The organism is Kitasatospora sp. Ki12 (genome assembly GCF_054601375.1).
Genome location: NZ_BAAIHT010000002.1, coordinates 879286 through 892523, shown reverse-complemented (window position 1 = coordinate 892523; position 13238 = coordinate 879286). Strand labels below are relative to the sequence as shown.

Below are 13238 nucleotides of genomic sequence, written 5' to 3'. Positions count from 1 at the left end.
GGCCTCCTTGGCGACGGCGGTATCGGGGATGCGCCAGGTTCCAGGTGTCGATGAACACCGAGTCGGCGGACGCAGGCTACCTGATCATCATGATGTCGTGACGCGACACCAAGACCGGGTGGCCTGCGACGCGGGCGTCGATCCCGGGTTGACGGGGCCGCTCGACCGGCCGTCAACTCGGGCCGGAGCGACCGGATTCAGCGGACTTGTACATGACCGGTCAAGATTGGGTAACGGCCGTCCCGGCTTCTTGTCCGCTGAATTGTTAGCGTTAACACTCTCCCCAGAGCGAAACGGCGACGCCACCTCCGGTTCAGCCCACACCGCTGCCCGGACCACCCTCCCGGTGGCACAGCAGATCGACAGGAGAAGTCCATGACCGCGCTTCGCGCACGGCTGTCGGCGATGCTCATCGCCGTCTGCCTGCTCTTCACCGGCCTGGCCGCGGCCGCCCCCCAGCAGGCCGCGGCCGCCGGTCCCGGCTACCTGATGGTGCACTTCATCGGCGAAGGCTCGACCGGTCAGCAGATGTACCTCTCGCACAGCACGGACGGCGTGCACTGGAACGACCTCAACGGTGGCGGGATGGTCCTGCGCTCCACCGTCGGCACACAGGGCGTGCGCGACCCCGCACTGGTGCGCTCCCCGGACGGAAGCCGGTACTGGATCATCGCGACCGACCTGTGCATCGGCTGCGGGCAGAACTGGGACCAGGCCGTGAACAACGCCAGCCGCAACCTGGTGGTGTGGGAGTCCACCGACCTGGCCACCTGGTCCCAGCCGTGGCTGCTCAACGTCGCCGGCGCGATCCCCGACGGCCGCAACGCCTGGGCGCCCGAGGCGATCTGGGACCCGGCGAGCAGCAGCTACGTCCTGTACTGGGCGACCAACGCGACCCTCGACGGCGTACTGAAGCACCGCATCTACGCCGCCCGCACGTCGGACTTCCGCACCATCACCACCCCACAGGTGTACATCGACCGCCCTGGCACCCAGGGCATCATCGACACCCAGATCATCGAGGTGCCGTCGGGTGTCGGCAACTTCCGCTACGTGCGGGCCTCCGGCGACGGGCAGATCACCCTCGAGGGCGGCAACTCGATCCTCGGGACGTGGACCGACCTGGGTAACCTCTCCGGCATCGGCCTCACCGGCTCCCAGGTGGAGGGCCCGATGTGGATGAAGTTCAACGGCACCGACAAGTGGGCGCTCTACCTCGACCAGTACGCCAGCAGCGGTGGCTACATGCCGGTCCTGACCACCGACCCGTCCAACCCGGCCGTCTACCAGCGGCAGGCGTCGAGCGCCTATGACATGGGCGGCACGAAGAAGCGCCACGGCTGGATCCTCAACCTGACGGCCGCCGAGGAGAGCCGGGTGCTCGCCCGCTGGCCCAGCACCCCCGCCCAGCGGCTCCAGTCCTTCAACTTCCAGGACCGGTACGTGCGGCACGTCAACTTCGACGCGCGCATCGACCCGAACGTCAGCCCCGTCGACGACTCCCGGTTCCGCCTGCGGCCCGGCCTCGCGGGCACCGGCACCGTCTCCTTCGAGTCGGTGAACTTCCCCGGGTACTTCCTGCGGCACTCGGACTACGACTTCCAGCTGGTCCCCAACGACGGCAGCAGCCAGTTCGCCCAGGACGCGACCTTCCGCCAGGTCGCCGGGCTCGCCGACCCGACCTGGTCCTCGTTCCAGTCGTACAACCACCCCGACCACTACATCCGGCACTACGCGTACGAGTTGAAGCTCGACCCGATCACCACCGCGACCGGCCGCGGTGACGCCACCTTCCGCGTGACCGGCTGACCGGACCGGGTAGCTGACCCGACCGGGTGCCGGCGCCTCCGAGGAGCGCGCCGGCACCGCCTTCTTTCTCCGCCCGCACCCAGGAAGCACCACCGATGAGACGTTCATGGCACGCACTGCTGGTGTCCGCGATCCTGGCGGCGACGACCGTGCCCGTGGCCCTGGCGCCGACCGACGCCGTCGCGGCCGACGGTGACATCACCCCGTCGATCCTCGCCGACAGCGACGTGGTCCTCGGCGGAAGCGCCGTCGTGAACGTGCCGCCCGGGTCGCACACCTACTCGGGGGTGATCAGCGGACAGGGGTCCCTGCGGGTCTCCGGCACGGGCACCCTGATCCTCACCAAGGACAGCACCTTCACCCTGCCCGGCTCCCAGCAGGGCCAGTCCGTCACCATCCCCGGCGGGAACCACCCCTATGTGGTCGTCAGCAACCCCGACCGGCCCGCGATCACCGTCGACGCCGGCGCCACCCTGCAGTACGGCAACGGCGGAACCACCGGCCTGATCGGCGCCTTCCCCTACAACTCGCCCGGCTACCAGCAGAACCAGGACAACATCCGGATCGACGGCACGCTCAACCTGTCGCTCACCCGGCTGTTCAACCTGGGCACCGTCAGCGGCTCCGGGACGATCTTCCAGCCCCGCAACCTGTGGGGCACGCTCCAGCTGTGCGGAAGCAGCCCCTTCTCCGGGGTGCTCGACATCGGCACCGGCGCCAACTACGCCGCCACCACCTGCGCGGCCGACCTGCCGAACGCCAAGGCCGTCCTCAACCGCGGTTCGTGGATCATCGACACCCCGCTGAACCAGACGGTCGTCCAGCGCCAGAACTTCTACAGCCGCGAATACGGCAACGACGTCAACGTCCACTCCCGGCCCGGCAGCAAGGTCATCCTGACGGGCACCTACAGCTACAGCGACAACACCGGCACGGCCCCGCCGACGCTGAGCAACGGCAACCTCAACCTGGTACCGGTCGCCCACCAGTTGAACAAGCGCGGCACCAACATCGAGGGCGCCGACGTCCACTGGGGCGACGGCACCACCCACCAGATCTTCCTGCCGGGCACGGCCGAAACGGCGTACATCAACCTGCACGCCAACTCGCAGCGCTCGCGGCTGACCTTCGACTACAACGGCCCGGTCACCCTCGGCCTGCCCATCGGCGGCGGGAAGTACCACGACACCCTCGCCGCTCCCGGGGCGGGCGACATCGTCATCGCCGGAACGTCCGGGAACGACGTCACCTTCGCCGCCGCGCAGTTCTACGACGGCTCCACCACCATCCAGCGGGGCGCCACGCTGCGCCTCGGCTCCGGGACGGCGGGAGCGGACGGGAGTCTCCACACGAAGGGCGCCCTCGACGCGATCAGCGACGACGGCTCGCTGATCGTCCAGAACGTCCGGACGCCCGTCACCCTCCCGGCGGTGTCCGGCGCCGGGTCGGTCACGCAGAACGGCACCGCGACGACGACGCTGACCGCCGCCTCCTACACCGGCGCCACCACCGTGGCCCAGGGGACGCTCACGGTGGCCGGTGCCTCGCTCGCCTCCTCCAGCGGGGTCGCCCTCACCGGTGCGTCCGCGGTCCTCGACCTCTCCGCGGCGAAATCGACGACGCTGCGCAAGCTGGAGGCCGTCACGGGAGCGAAGATCATTCTGCCCGGCGGGGCCCAGAGCCTCACCGTGGGCCCGCAGGAGGCCGCGCTCGCCGGCGACACCCTCAGCGTGGGAGGAGCGGCCTTCTCGGTCGCCCGCACGGCCGGTCACATCGAGCTGACGGCCACGACGCCGGCGACCGAATCCGCCTCCCCGTCGGCAAGCGCCACGAACGAGGCCGCCGGCCAGGCCGACCCCCCGGCCCCGGCGGGGCCAACCGACAGCCCGGCGGTGGCCCGGGCGGGCGGTACGGCCTGGGGGACGCTCCCTTCGGCCGCCGCCGCCTTCGCCGCCCTGGCAGCCGCGGCCGGTCTCGTCCTCCTCGCCCTCCTCGCTCTCAGGATCCGGCGCAGACGCCGGCCCGTCGACCGCCACCGCCGGCGCGGCCGCCGACAGCAGCCCACCGAACCGACCTCGCACGGGGGCGGTCGAAGGCGACGCTGAGCGCGCGGCACCTCGCCGAGCAGAGATCTTCCGGGCGAAGCGCGAGAACCCTTGGGGCTGGATCAGCACGTCGCCACGCCCTGCCGAACTGGGGTGAGGCTCGGACGCCCGGTGGTGCCTCATCGCGGGCCGTCGCCGAGGACGGATGGGACGGTCGCCTGGATCGAGCGGCTCACCGAGCTGCCGGAGCACCGCTGGCCCGGCGTGCGGCGGCCGGTGCGCGCCCCCTTGAGCTGTGGGTCGCACGGGTTGTCGCGAAGCCTTGACACTGCGTCACGGGCCGAGAACCCTGGTGCTGTACTCCAGGGACGCGAGGGGCACGATATGCCGTGGATCGACGAGAGCAAGCGCCACGAGGGTTTCCCGGCGGCGGTGTTGGCGGACGGCAGCGAGCCGGCGCCGTTGCCGGACGGGCGCACCACCTGGTGGCTCTACAACGGTGCGGACGGTCCTCGGGCCGCTGCGGTGCGCGGTGGCTGCAGCTGCGGCTGGCGGGGTGAGCGGGTGCACCTGCTGGACTTCGGCGACGACGTGGCGACCGAGGCGGTGGGCGAGGCCACCGGGCCGTTCGCGGACTGGGAGGTGCACGTCGACCTGGCCGAGGGCGTGGTGCCGCGCGAGGTCGAGGAGCTGGTCGCGGCGCTGGTCGACCGGATCTGCGACCTGACGGAGAGCCGGCCGTACGCCGCCGCCCGCGCGGCTGCCCGCTTCGAGCGGGCCGCCGGTTCGACCGCGCTGCTGGCCGGCCGCAAGGCCCGCAGCAGCATGATGACCTGGGAGTACATCGGCCGCGCCTTCGGCTGCGGGCCGGAGGAGGCGCTGGAACGGTTCGGCGAGACGCTGCACGACGACGTCGACCGGGGTGAAGAGGCGTAGGCCGTCAGCCTTCACGCGTCGCCGCCGCAGGCGGCCGGAGGCGGGCCCGGGCGCCTGGGGCCGGTCAGGGGGTGGTGAGGCCGAACCAGTACTCGAAGGTGTCCAGCAACTGGTGGAGAGTGTTGAGCGGTCCGCGGACGACAGATCGTGTAGGCGAGAGGGAAGCGGACCGTCAGCCAGGGGGCCTCCTGCTCCACCGCATCCGCCAGGGGGCTCAGACGGGTGTCAGCGGACGTCCGTCCTCAGTTGCCTGTCGCCTCACGGAGGTGTGCCAGGTAGCGGTTCGGGTCGCTGCCGTGGGCCTGGTCCTGGGCTCCGTGGCGGATGTGGGCCAGGTCTCCGCCGGGGGTGATGCGCAGCATGGTGGTGGCGGCGTGGGGAGTGCCGGTGCGGCGCAGGGTGTCGGCGTCGGTGACGGGGGTTTCGGGGCCGAACATGGCGGTTGCCTGGGGGGCGGTGGCGGCGGGTGGTTGTCCGGTGCGGTTGGCGCTGCTGACGTACAGACGGGGGAAGCGGTCGAGCAGCGGGGTGAGGGGGTGCCAGCGGGTGCCGAAGAGGAGGAGGTGGCCGTCGCGCAGTGCGGGGGTGGTCCAGGCCGGTGGCGGGGTGTCGGTGTGTACGGGCACCAGGAGGGTGACCAGGTGGTCGCGGAGCAGGGTGTACGCGGTGCGCAGGGCGGTCGGTGTCAGGTCGAGTCGCGCCGTGAGGTCGGTCCAGGTGGTGTCGTCGTGGACCCACAGGGCGACTTCCTGGTCGGTGGGGCGGCCCTTGGCGTTGTTGACGGCCTGGGGGGTGGTGGCGGTGACGACGTAGGTGAGGGGGCTGGGGTTGGGCAGGATGACGGCGCGCCCGGCGGTCAGGGCGTGGGCGGCGGGGCTGGTGTCGAGCGGGGCGGTGGCCGGCATGGGGCGGTTCCGTTCAGGATCGGGGTGTGGCGGCGGTCAGGCCGTCGAGGTAGGCGGCGAAGTCGGCGTCGGCGATGACGGCCTGGTTCAGGCGGTAGGCGCGGTCCTTGGCCCAGGCCAGTGCGGTGCGGGTCTGGGCCGGGTCGAGTCGGTGGCCGAGTCGCTCGGCGACGGCGCGCAGCACGCGCCCGCTGGCGAGGTGGGTGAGGACCACGGTCGGTGCCAGCCCGAGGTGCTGTCGGGGGTCGTAGGGCTGGAAGGTCTGGGGGTGGGTGAAGGGGGTTCCGGTGGAGATGGTGGCGACGCCGGTGCCCACGACGGGGGTGGTGACGGTGAGCGGGACTCCGGTCTCGGCGGACACCATCCGCGCGATCGTCGGAAGCCGGGTCAGGTCCGGCTGCGTCCACCACGGTTCGCAGCCGGGGCCGAGGATCTGCTCGGCCTTGGTCCGGTCGTGGGCGAGCAGGAAGAGCAGCTGCTCGGTGGCGGCCATGCCGCTGCGCTCGGCCATGCCCAGCCACGAGCATGCCGCCACCCGCACTCCGCTCTCCAGGGCGGTCAGGGTGTTGGCCAGGCCCAGGCCCAGGTCGTTGTGCAGGTGCGAGACCAGGACGGTCTCGGGCCCCGCGCCGGCCGCGACCCGCTGGAACAGGTCCCGGGTCCGGCCGGGCAGCAGGTCGCCGACCGTGTCGGCCAGCACGATCGTCCCCGCGCCCTGGGCCGTCATCGCCCCCGCGTACTCCGCCACCAGGGCGTGGTCCGCGCGGGGAGCGTCCACCAGGCACACGTCCACCGCGACGCCGTCTGCCAGACCCACGGCCTCCTTCACCACGTCCAGACCCCGGCGCAGGGCCTCGCGGGCACCGCTGTGCACCAGGGCCCGGGCGGTCGCCTCGGAAGCGGCCACGATCACCATGACCCGCGCGTGCGCCGCACCCCGCACCGCGCTCAGTGCCAGCCGTACGTCCGCCACCGTGCCCCGGCAGATCGCGGACGGACTGACCGAACCCTGCGCCTCCAAAGCGACTTGGCGCGTCGCCTCGAACTCCTGCCCGCACACGGAGGGGAAGCCGGCCGCGAACACCACGTGCCGGGGCCCGTCCGCCCCGAACACCGCCCCCTGCTCCCGGGCCAGCCGGACCCGGAAGCCGGCGCTCATCAGGGTCTTGGCCTGGGCACCGTCCCGTGCCGACTCCTCGAAGAACACGACCCGCCCGGCCCCGGCCGACTCCCGTACCACGTCCACTGACGACAACGCCCCAACCCCTGTCCTGGCGCGGCACTCGCGCACCGCGATACGTCGAGACCGACTCGGGCGGATCGTAGACCACTTCCAGGCCGCCGACGTTGACGCGGCATCCCCCGCCCCAGCGTCTGATGCGCCTCGCCGAGCAGTGCGACGGCCGGCACCGCGCGCGGGTCCCGCCGCTGCGGGCGTCCTGCGGGCACCTCCCGATCTGTCAAGAGCAATGGTGGACTGACGCATCGTCATGGGAAGATCCGCAGCGAGTCGGCCGGTACGGTCCGGGTCAATGCCACGACCATGACCGGTGCGGTCGCCTCGTCCTTCACCACCTTCCAGGAAGCCCGGCCTTGACCGGGCTTCCTGCAGCCTGCGACCACTCCAACGCCTTCCTCACCCGGGCGCGCGCCGTCACCGGGGAGGAGTTCCTCTACGCTGCGACCGGCTCGCCCGGACCGTTCGGGACGTCTGGGGGAGGGCCGGTGTCAGCGGGTGCCCGGGGCCGGCCGGTCCAGGGCGGACAGGGTTCCGTAGCGGTCCGCGACGTGGACGCGGAGGTCCCGGTGGCGGGTGAGCAGTCCGTCCAGGTCGGTGCGGAACTTCGGCGAGCGGGTCATGTGCTCGGGCACGACCAGGTATCCGCCCTGCTCCGGCGGGATGATCCCGGCGACCAGGGCGCGGCGGACGACGCGGTCGTGGCGGGTGGCGGCCCCGGTGCCGTGGAGGGGGTCGTGGGCGAGGGCGACGACGCCGCCACGGGCGGAGAGCTGGTCGAGGTCGGGGACCAAGCGCCAGATCTGCTGGGCCTGGTGGCTCTGGACGGAGCCGGCGAGGTTGGCCTCCAGGCCTCGGGCGTGGCACAGGTCGACGAAGAAGCGGATCTCCTCCATGGACAGGATGCCGGTGCGGGGCAGGCCGTGGGCGTCGGTGTCGTGGGCGTCCAGGTCGACCAGCTCGTCGCTGCCCGCGGTGGAGATCAGCCCGATGCGGGCGACCTTCAGCAGGATGCTGGTGTCGATCATGATGGCGTCCGCCCCGGCGGCGGCGCTGGCCTCGACCATGGCTCGGATCGCCTCGGTGTCGGTACGGCGGCGACGGGTCAGGCCGTAATCGGCGTGCGGGAACGGCTCGTTGACGGTGACGTGGGTGCCGCGTGCCGCGGCCGGCAGGGCACCGCAGGCCTTCAGCTCGGCCTCGTCGGGACGCCGGTCGGGGAAGAGCGGGCGTCCGTCGTCGCCGAGCAGGGCGTCCGCGTGCTCCGCCAGGTCGAAGGCGCCCGGCGCGTCGGGCGCCGCCGGGTCGTACTCGCGCAGGCCCACCAGGGCACGGCGCACCTGGGGCAGGCTCTTGCGGGCGTCCCACAGGTCCAGGTCCTGTGCGAACAGCACGGACATGACGCGGGTGCGCCCGAGCCCGTCGGCGCGCCGCAGCGTGGCGGTGATCTCACCCAGGACGTCGGTGAGTTGGCCGACGCCCATGCCGTCGAGGCCGACCTTCACGATCGGGCACGGGTGGACGGCGGTGCCCATCGACACCGCGACGCCGAGCGCCGCCTGGGCGGCCTTGCCGACCATCTGGTACGGGGACTTGCCGATCGCCAGCCCGCCCGCGGCGCGCCGGTACAGCAGCTGGTCCTCGCCGATGTTGGTACTCAACTGCACGGGCAGGTCCCGGCGGGTGGCGAGCACGGCGTCGGCGATGTCCATGATGCGCCGGGGCTTGATCGTGCCCAGCGCACTGCGCGGGTCCTCGCTGTCGATGATCCGCGCCCCGCCGAGCACCGCCTCACGGGCCTCCTGCGGCCCGAACACACTGACCAGCAGCCGCCGGTCCCCATCGATCCCGCTGCGCACGCGACTTCCCCACCCTCTGATCACGATCTTGACGACGGGAGCAGACGGTAGCCGTCGGGCCATGCTCACGTCACCACTTCCGTGAGTGAAGCCCTTCCGGACATCGGATGTGATGAACTGAAGGGTTGCGGTCGCCGGCCGGCCTGATTGCGGCGGGACTTGGAGGCACTCGAACGCGGTGGTGATCACGTCGGTCCAACGCACTGGTGCAGGACCGCGTGCGGTCGGGAGTAGGTCGCCCGGCGGCGGGGCGGGGCGGGGGTCCGCGGTCCGGGTCTTTGCCCTTGCCGCCACGTTCGGCCCACTGCCCGCCGGGCTCGGGCGTCGGGGAGGCGACCCTTCGGTCCGGATCGCCGACCCCACAACGCTGTCGCAGAAGCCGGGCGGATGCTCAGGGCTGGGTCAACCGCTCCTCGTAGGCCAACGAGTTCGGCCCCCAGCCGTCCACCTCGTTGCCGTTCACGTCCACGGTGGCGTCCATGTGGCCGATGGCATAGAGGACCGCCAACGCCACCGCCTGGGCATCGTGGTCGTCGATCTCGTGGACGGAATGGCGGAGCGAGTTCTGCACGCGGCCACAGAGGTTGGCGGCGACGCCGAGAACCGAGAAGCTCGACCTGCGCAGACCGGACGCCTCCAGAGCACTGCTGCCGCCGCGCAGGATCTCGCACGCGGCGTCGAAGGCCTCGGCGAAATCCGTGGCGGCATACGAGCCGGACTCGCTCCTGTACAGGCGGAGGAAGTGGTTCTTGATGAGCCAGTCCCGCAGATTGTCCACCTGCAGGACGAGCCGCTCGGCCGCCTCCACCCACCGGATGGTGGATGCGCCCCGCATGAGCAGCCTCTCCAGTTCGGTCAGGTCATCGGGAAGGCGGTCGGTAGTGTCCATCGGAGGCGGCCTCTCTCTGTCGGAGTGTCGGGCCTGGGCGTCACCGATGACAGGTTGGCCTGGTTGCTTCGCGGACACGGACACCCCGGTTGATCACATGCGGTGGCAAGCATGCCACCGGCTGCCCGCTACCGGTAAGACCTGCGATGGGTGAAGCGAAGCCGGGGCCCGTTCAGAATTACTTGACATCCTCAACTGTTCAGTTCTACCGTTTCGGCATTACTTAATGGGATGAACCATCGAGTGAGTCAACACTTCTTGCGAGGAGCACCACCCATGAAGGCCATCACCTACCGCAGCTACGGCGGACCGGACGTCCTGGAGTACGGGGACGTGCCCGAGCCCAAGCTCGGTCCGGACTCCGTCCTGGTCCGCGTGGTGGCGGCGTCGGTCAACCCGGTCGACTGGAAGATCCAGGCCGGCTACCTCGACGGCGCGATGGACGTGGTCTTCCCCGTGATCCCGGGCTGGGACGTCGCCGGGGTCGTGGAGCGGGTCGGCGTCGGAGTCACCGAGTTCACGCCGGGCGACGAGGTGATCGGCTACGTCCGCGAGGACATGGTCCGCCGCGGCACCTTTGCCGAGTACGTCGCCGCGCCCGTGCGCACTCTCGCCCGCAAGCCCGCCAACCTGGACTTCGCCCAGGCTGCCGGCCTGCCGCTGGCGGGCCTCACCGCCTACCAGGCGCTGAGCCGCGCCCTGGAACTCAAGCCGGGTGAGACCGTGCTGGTCCACGCGGCCGCCGGCGGGGTCGGCTCACTCGCCGTCCAGATCGCCATCGCCCTCGGCGCCCGGGTGATCGGCACCGCCAGCGACCGCAACCACGACTACCTGCGCGGCCTCGGCGCCGAGCCGGTGGCCTACGGTGAGGGCCTGGCCGACCGCGTCCGCGCGCTGGCGCCGGAGGGCGTCGACGCCGTACTCGACCTGGTGGGCGGCGAAGCCCTCCAGATCTCGCCGGCGCTGCTCGCCGAAGGCGGCCGCCTCGCCTCCGTCGCCGACGGCGCCGTCCTCGCCCTCGGCGGGCGCTACGTCTTCGTGCGCCCCGACGCCGCCGACCTCGCGGCCCTGACCGACCTCGCCGAGAGCGGCCGCCTCACCGTCGAGGTCGCGGCGACGTTCCCCCTGGAGCAGGCGGCCGACGCCCAGCGCCTCAACGCGGCCGGCCACACCCGCGGCAAGATCGTCGTCACCATCCCCTGACCCCCGCCTGAACCGCCCCCATCAACAGGACCGTCCCGCACCACCCCGGAAGGACCCGCCGTGTCTCTCGTCGTGATCACCGACTGGCTCGCCGACACCGGCGCCGACCAGCACGTCGCCGATCTGCTCCCCGCCGTCACCGAGGCCGCGCTCACCGAGCCCGGCGTGCTGTCCTACCGGGTGGTCCGCTCCCTGCGGGACCAGGGCGCCTTCGTCGTCTTCGCCGAGTACGAGGACGAGAACGCCCTGGCGGCCCACCGCGAGAGCGTGTCCTACCAGCGACTGGTCCTCGCCGGCATCACCCCGCACCTCATCGACCGCCAGGCCGAGGCCTACGCCCTCGTGTGACGCGAGCCGCCGACCCGCGGCGGCGTACCAGCTCCTCCAGGCCCGAGCCGGTCGGGTCACTCACCGTGCACCGCCACTGCCTGGGGGTTCATCGCAGACAGCAACTGGTCGCAGGACCTTCCGCGAGGGTTCGGTCTTCCGAGGAAACGCACGTTGCCGGCGATCGCTTGCCGGGACGGAGGCCGAGTGCCCGGGCCGGGGGCGTTCAGTGCGAGGCTGCGGGGGCATCGGCCTCGGTGTGCGCCCGGAACGGTGCAGTTCGGGCCTCCTTGTCCGGGGCGTGGTGCTTCGCTTGCCGTTGTCCCGCCGGCCACCCGTGCTGGGAGCACACTCGGGACTCGGCGGCTGTGCCCGGAGCATGGTTCCCGGGTGGGCACACGGTGGCATGCGCGGTGGTGGACAGCGTCCCCGGCCTCGGGGACTGCGTGCGCGCGGCGCTCGCCGCACTGCCTGAGGACCGGACCGGTGAGGTTGGCGCCGTCGGCCTCGCCACCGATCTGGAACGCGGCCCGCTGCGGCTTCGGCCGGTCGCCGTCCTGCGAATCTCCCCGCCTTGTCATCCCGCGGCGGCTGGCGCCCTCACCAGGCCCGACCCGATCCTCGCAACCGCCTCCACCACCGCGAGCGCCGCCCGGGGCGCCGCGCTCGCGGCTGGGGCGGAGCCCGCCGTGGTCGTGGACGCCGCCGCGGCGGAACTGCGGTGCGTGAGCGTCACCGACGGCGAGGTGGAACGCTCCGACATCGGCCGCGGGCTCGGCGGTGTCGACCTGGACCTGGACGGGATCCGCGCCGATGTCCTTCCCCACGCCGACCTGGCGCAGGACGGTTCAGGCCAGGTCGCCGACCGGGTCGCCGCCTTGGTGGCCCGGGTCCAGCAGGCGTACGCACTGCTCTGAATTGGTGGTCGTTTCGGCGGTGAAGCGCGCCACGACCGCCGCTAAGCAGGCTCGAATGCTACGGGCGCAAGCCGATCGCCTGCACCGAGAACTCAACCGCGACGTGTGACCGCCCGCCCCCGGCGCCGCAGCGCTTCCCACACAACCCTGGCCACCAGCGGGCTACTGAGTGCTACCTCCTCCAGCCAGGTAGCTGTCAGCAAGTCGCTGCGATTGGCGACGAGTTCGTCGGCGGCCTCCTCCAACAACTCCTCGACAACAGCCGAGCTGTCACCGAGTAGATGCTTGCGGTCAACCGAAAGCGTCAGGCCGGGAGTTGAGGGCCGTAGGTTGACGACTGCGCCCCGAAGGCCCTCGTTTCCCGCGTGGGGCCCTGAATGCTGGGGGTCGACGCGCAGCCCATCGACGAGAAGCCCGCCCCCGTATTCGCACCAGATGACCTGCCCTCCGAGGCAGGGCAGAGTCCAGCCTTCAGCGCGCGGCCCGCTCTTCTCACGCCCGAGCCACCGCGCGGCCCTCAGCTCTCCGGTCTTCCATACCGACTGCCCATAATCATGATTATGGGCAGTCGCCTCAACTGAATGGCTTTGGAGGGTAGTTGTGACTTCGGCGATACCAAGCACCCGCTCCAGAGACATCAAAATGTCCAGAGGCTCTGAGCTCGCAGCCTCGAAGCTGGGCTCTCCTTCACGGAGGATGAGCCTGACGCTGGTCCCAGGTGCGCCAGTTTCGGCATGGCGGTGGATCCGGTAGAGCGAGGTTGAGCTGGCGATGGCGGGCCTTACCCCCAGACCGGCCCAGCCATGAGACAGGGTGGCGCAGGGTTGATCACCTGGGCGCGGGTCGGGCATGCGGCTATCCGTGGATTCAAGGGGTATCGAGCACACATCGGGACGGCCCTATCCGCGCGCCCTCCAGGAACTGTGGCGGGACGTGTTCATGCAGTGGTTCCGCTCGGACCCGTACGAGAGCCGGCCGGGCCCGGCGCTCCTGCGGACCCGGCCCGTGGAGATCGGCGTGGAGACCGACTCGCAGCTGTTGATCCCGGTCGAGCGGAGCGGCGGCAGTCCCCGGGCGTGAACACGGGGCCCAGCCCTTCGGACGGACGGAG

Annotated in this window: 10 protein-coding genes and 2 pseudogenes; 7 read left to right on the top strand and 5 right to left on the bottom strand. The window is 71.4% G+C overall.

The genetic code is table 11. The features are described from left to right. Positions 1-375: 375 nt before the first annotated feature. From ACYP53_RS21545 to ACYP53_RS21535, 3 genes are all read left to right on the top strand, one after another. Positions 376-1809 carry a glycoside hydrolase family 43 protein gene (locus ACYP53_RS21545; RefSeq protein ID WP_459648579.1) on the top strand — a complete coding sequence of 478 codons (1434 nt, stop codon included), beginning with the start codon at positions 376-378 and terminating at the stop codon, positions 1807-1809. Between the two features lie 95 nt (positions 1810-1904). Next, a complete protein-coding gene (locus ACYP53_RS21540) occupies positions 1905-3914 on the top strand; it encodes an autotransporter (RefSeq protein ID WP_459648578.1) in 2010 nt (669 codons plus the stop codon). A gap of 324 nt (positions 3915-4238) precedes the next feature. Then, on the top strand, positions 4239-4790 hold the full coding sequence (locus tag ACYP53_RS21535) for a hypothetical protein (RefSeq protein WP_189921442.1): 552 nt from the start codon (positions 4239-4241) through the stop codon (positions 4788-4790). 242 nt (positions 4791-5032) lie between these two features. Here ACYP53_RS21535 and ACYP53_RS21530 read toward each other — a convergent pair whose 3' ends face one another. The 5 genes and pseudogenes from ACYP53_RS21530 to ACYP53_RS21510 form a co-directional block, all read right to left on the bottom strand. Beyond that, a complete protein-coding gene (locus ACYP53_RS21530; protein ID WP_459648577.1) occupies positions 5033-5695 on the bottom strand; it encodes a hypothetical protein in 663 nt (220 codons plus the stop codon). Between the two features lie 13 nt (positions 5696-5708). Further along, complete coding sequence (locus ACYP53_RS21525; protein WP_229928977.1) at positions 5709-6941, bottom strand: 2-isopropylmalate synthase; 1233 nt, start codon at positions 6939-6941, stop codon at positions 5709-5711. A gap of 482 nt (positions 6942-7423) precedes the next feature. Continuing rightward, positions 7424-8791: a (5-formylfuran-3-yl)methyl phosphate synthase gene (locus tag ACYP53_RS21520; protein ID WP_459648576.1), complete on the bottom strand. Its 1368-nt coding sequence runs from the start codon at positions 8789-8791 to the stop codon at positions 7424-7426. A 206-nt stretch (positions 8792-8997) separates the two neighbouring features. Next, positions 8998-9113 (bottom strand): annotated as a pseudogene (locus ACYP53_RS21515) (transposase); the annotation flags it as partial. 69 nt (positions 9114-9182) lie between these two features. Next, entirely contained in the window at positions 9183-9680 is a 498-nt protein-coding gene (locus tag ACYP53_RS21510) for a hypothetical protein (protein WP_459648575.1), read from the bottom strand. A gap of 276 nt (positions 9681-9956) precedes the next feature. On the opposite strand from ACYP53_RS21510, the gene ACYP53_RS21505 reads away from it, so the two are divergent. The 4 genes and pseudogenes from ACYP53_RS21505 to ACYP53_RS21490 form a co-directional block, all read left to right on the top strand. Then, positions 9957-10883, top strand: a complete 927-nt coding sequence (locus ACYP53_RS21505) for an NADP-dependent oxidoreductase (protein ID WP_189921434.1) — start codon at positions 9957-9959, stop codon at positions 10881-10883. A gap of 60 nt (positions 10884-10943) precedes the next feature. Beyond that, positions 10944-11231: an antibiotic biosynthesis monooxygenase family protein gene (locus ACYP53_RS21500; protein ID WP_189921432.1), complete on the top strand. Its 288-nt coding sequence runs from the start codon at positions 10944-10946 to the stop codon at positions 11229-11231. Positions 11232-11623: 392 nt separating this feature from the next. Further along, positions 11624-12127, top strand: a complete 504-nt coding sequence (locus ACYP53_RS21495; RefSeq protein ID WP_459648574.1) for a hypothetical protein — start codon at positions 11624-11626, stop codon at positions 12125-12127. 897 nt (positions 12128-13024) lie between these two features. Next, a pseudogene (locus ACYP53_RS21490) lies at positions 13025-13207 on the top strand (AraC family transcriptional regulator); the annotation flags it as partial. Positions 13208-13238: the final 31 nt, after the last annotated feature.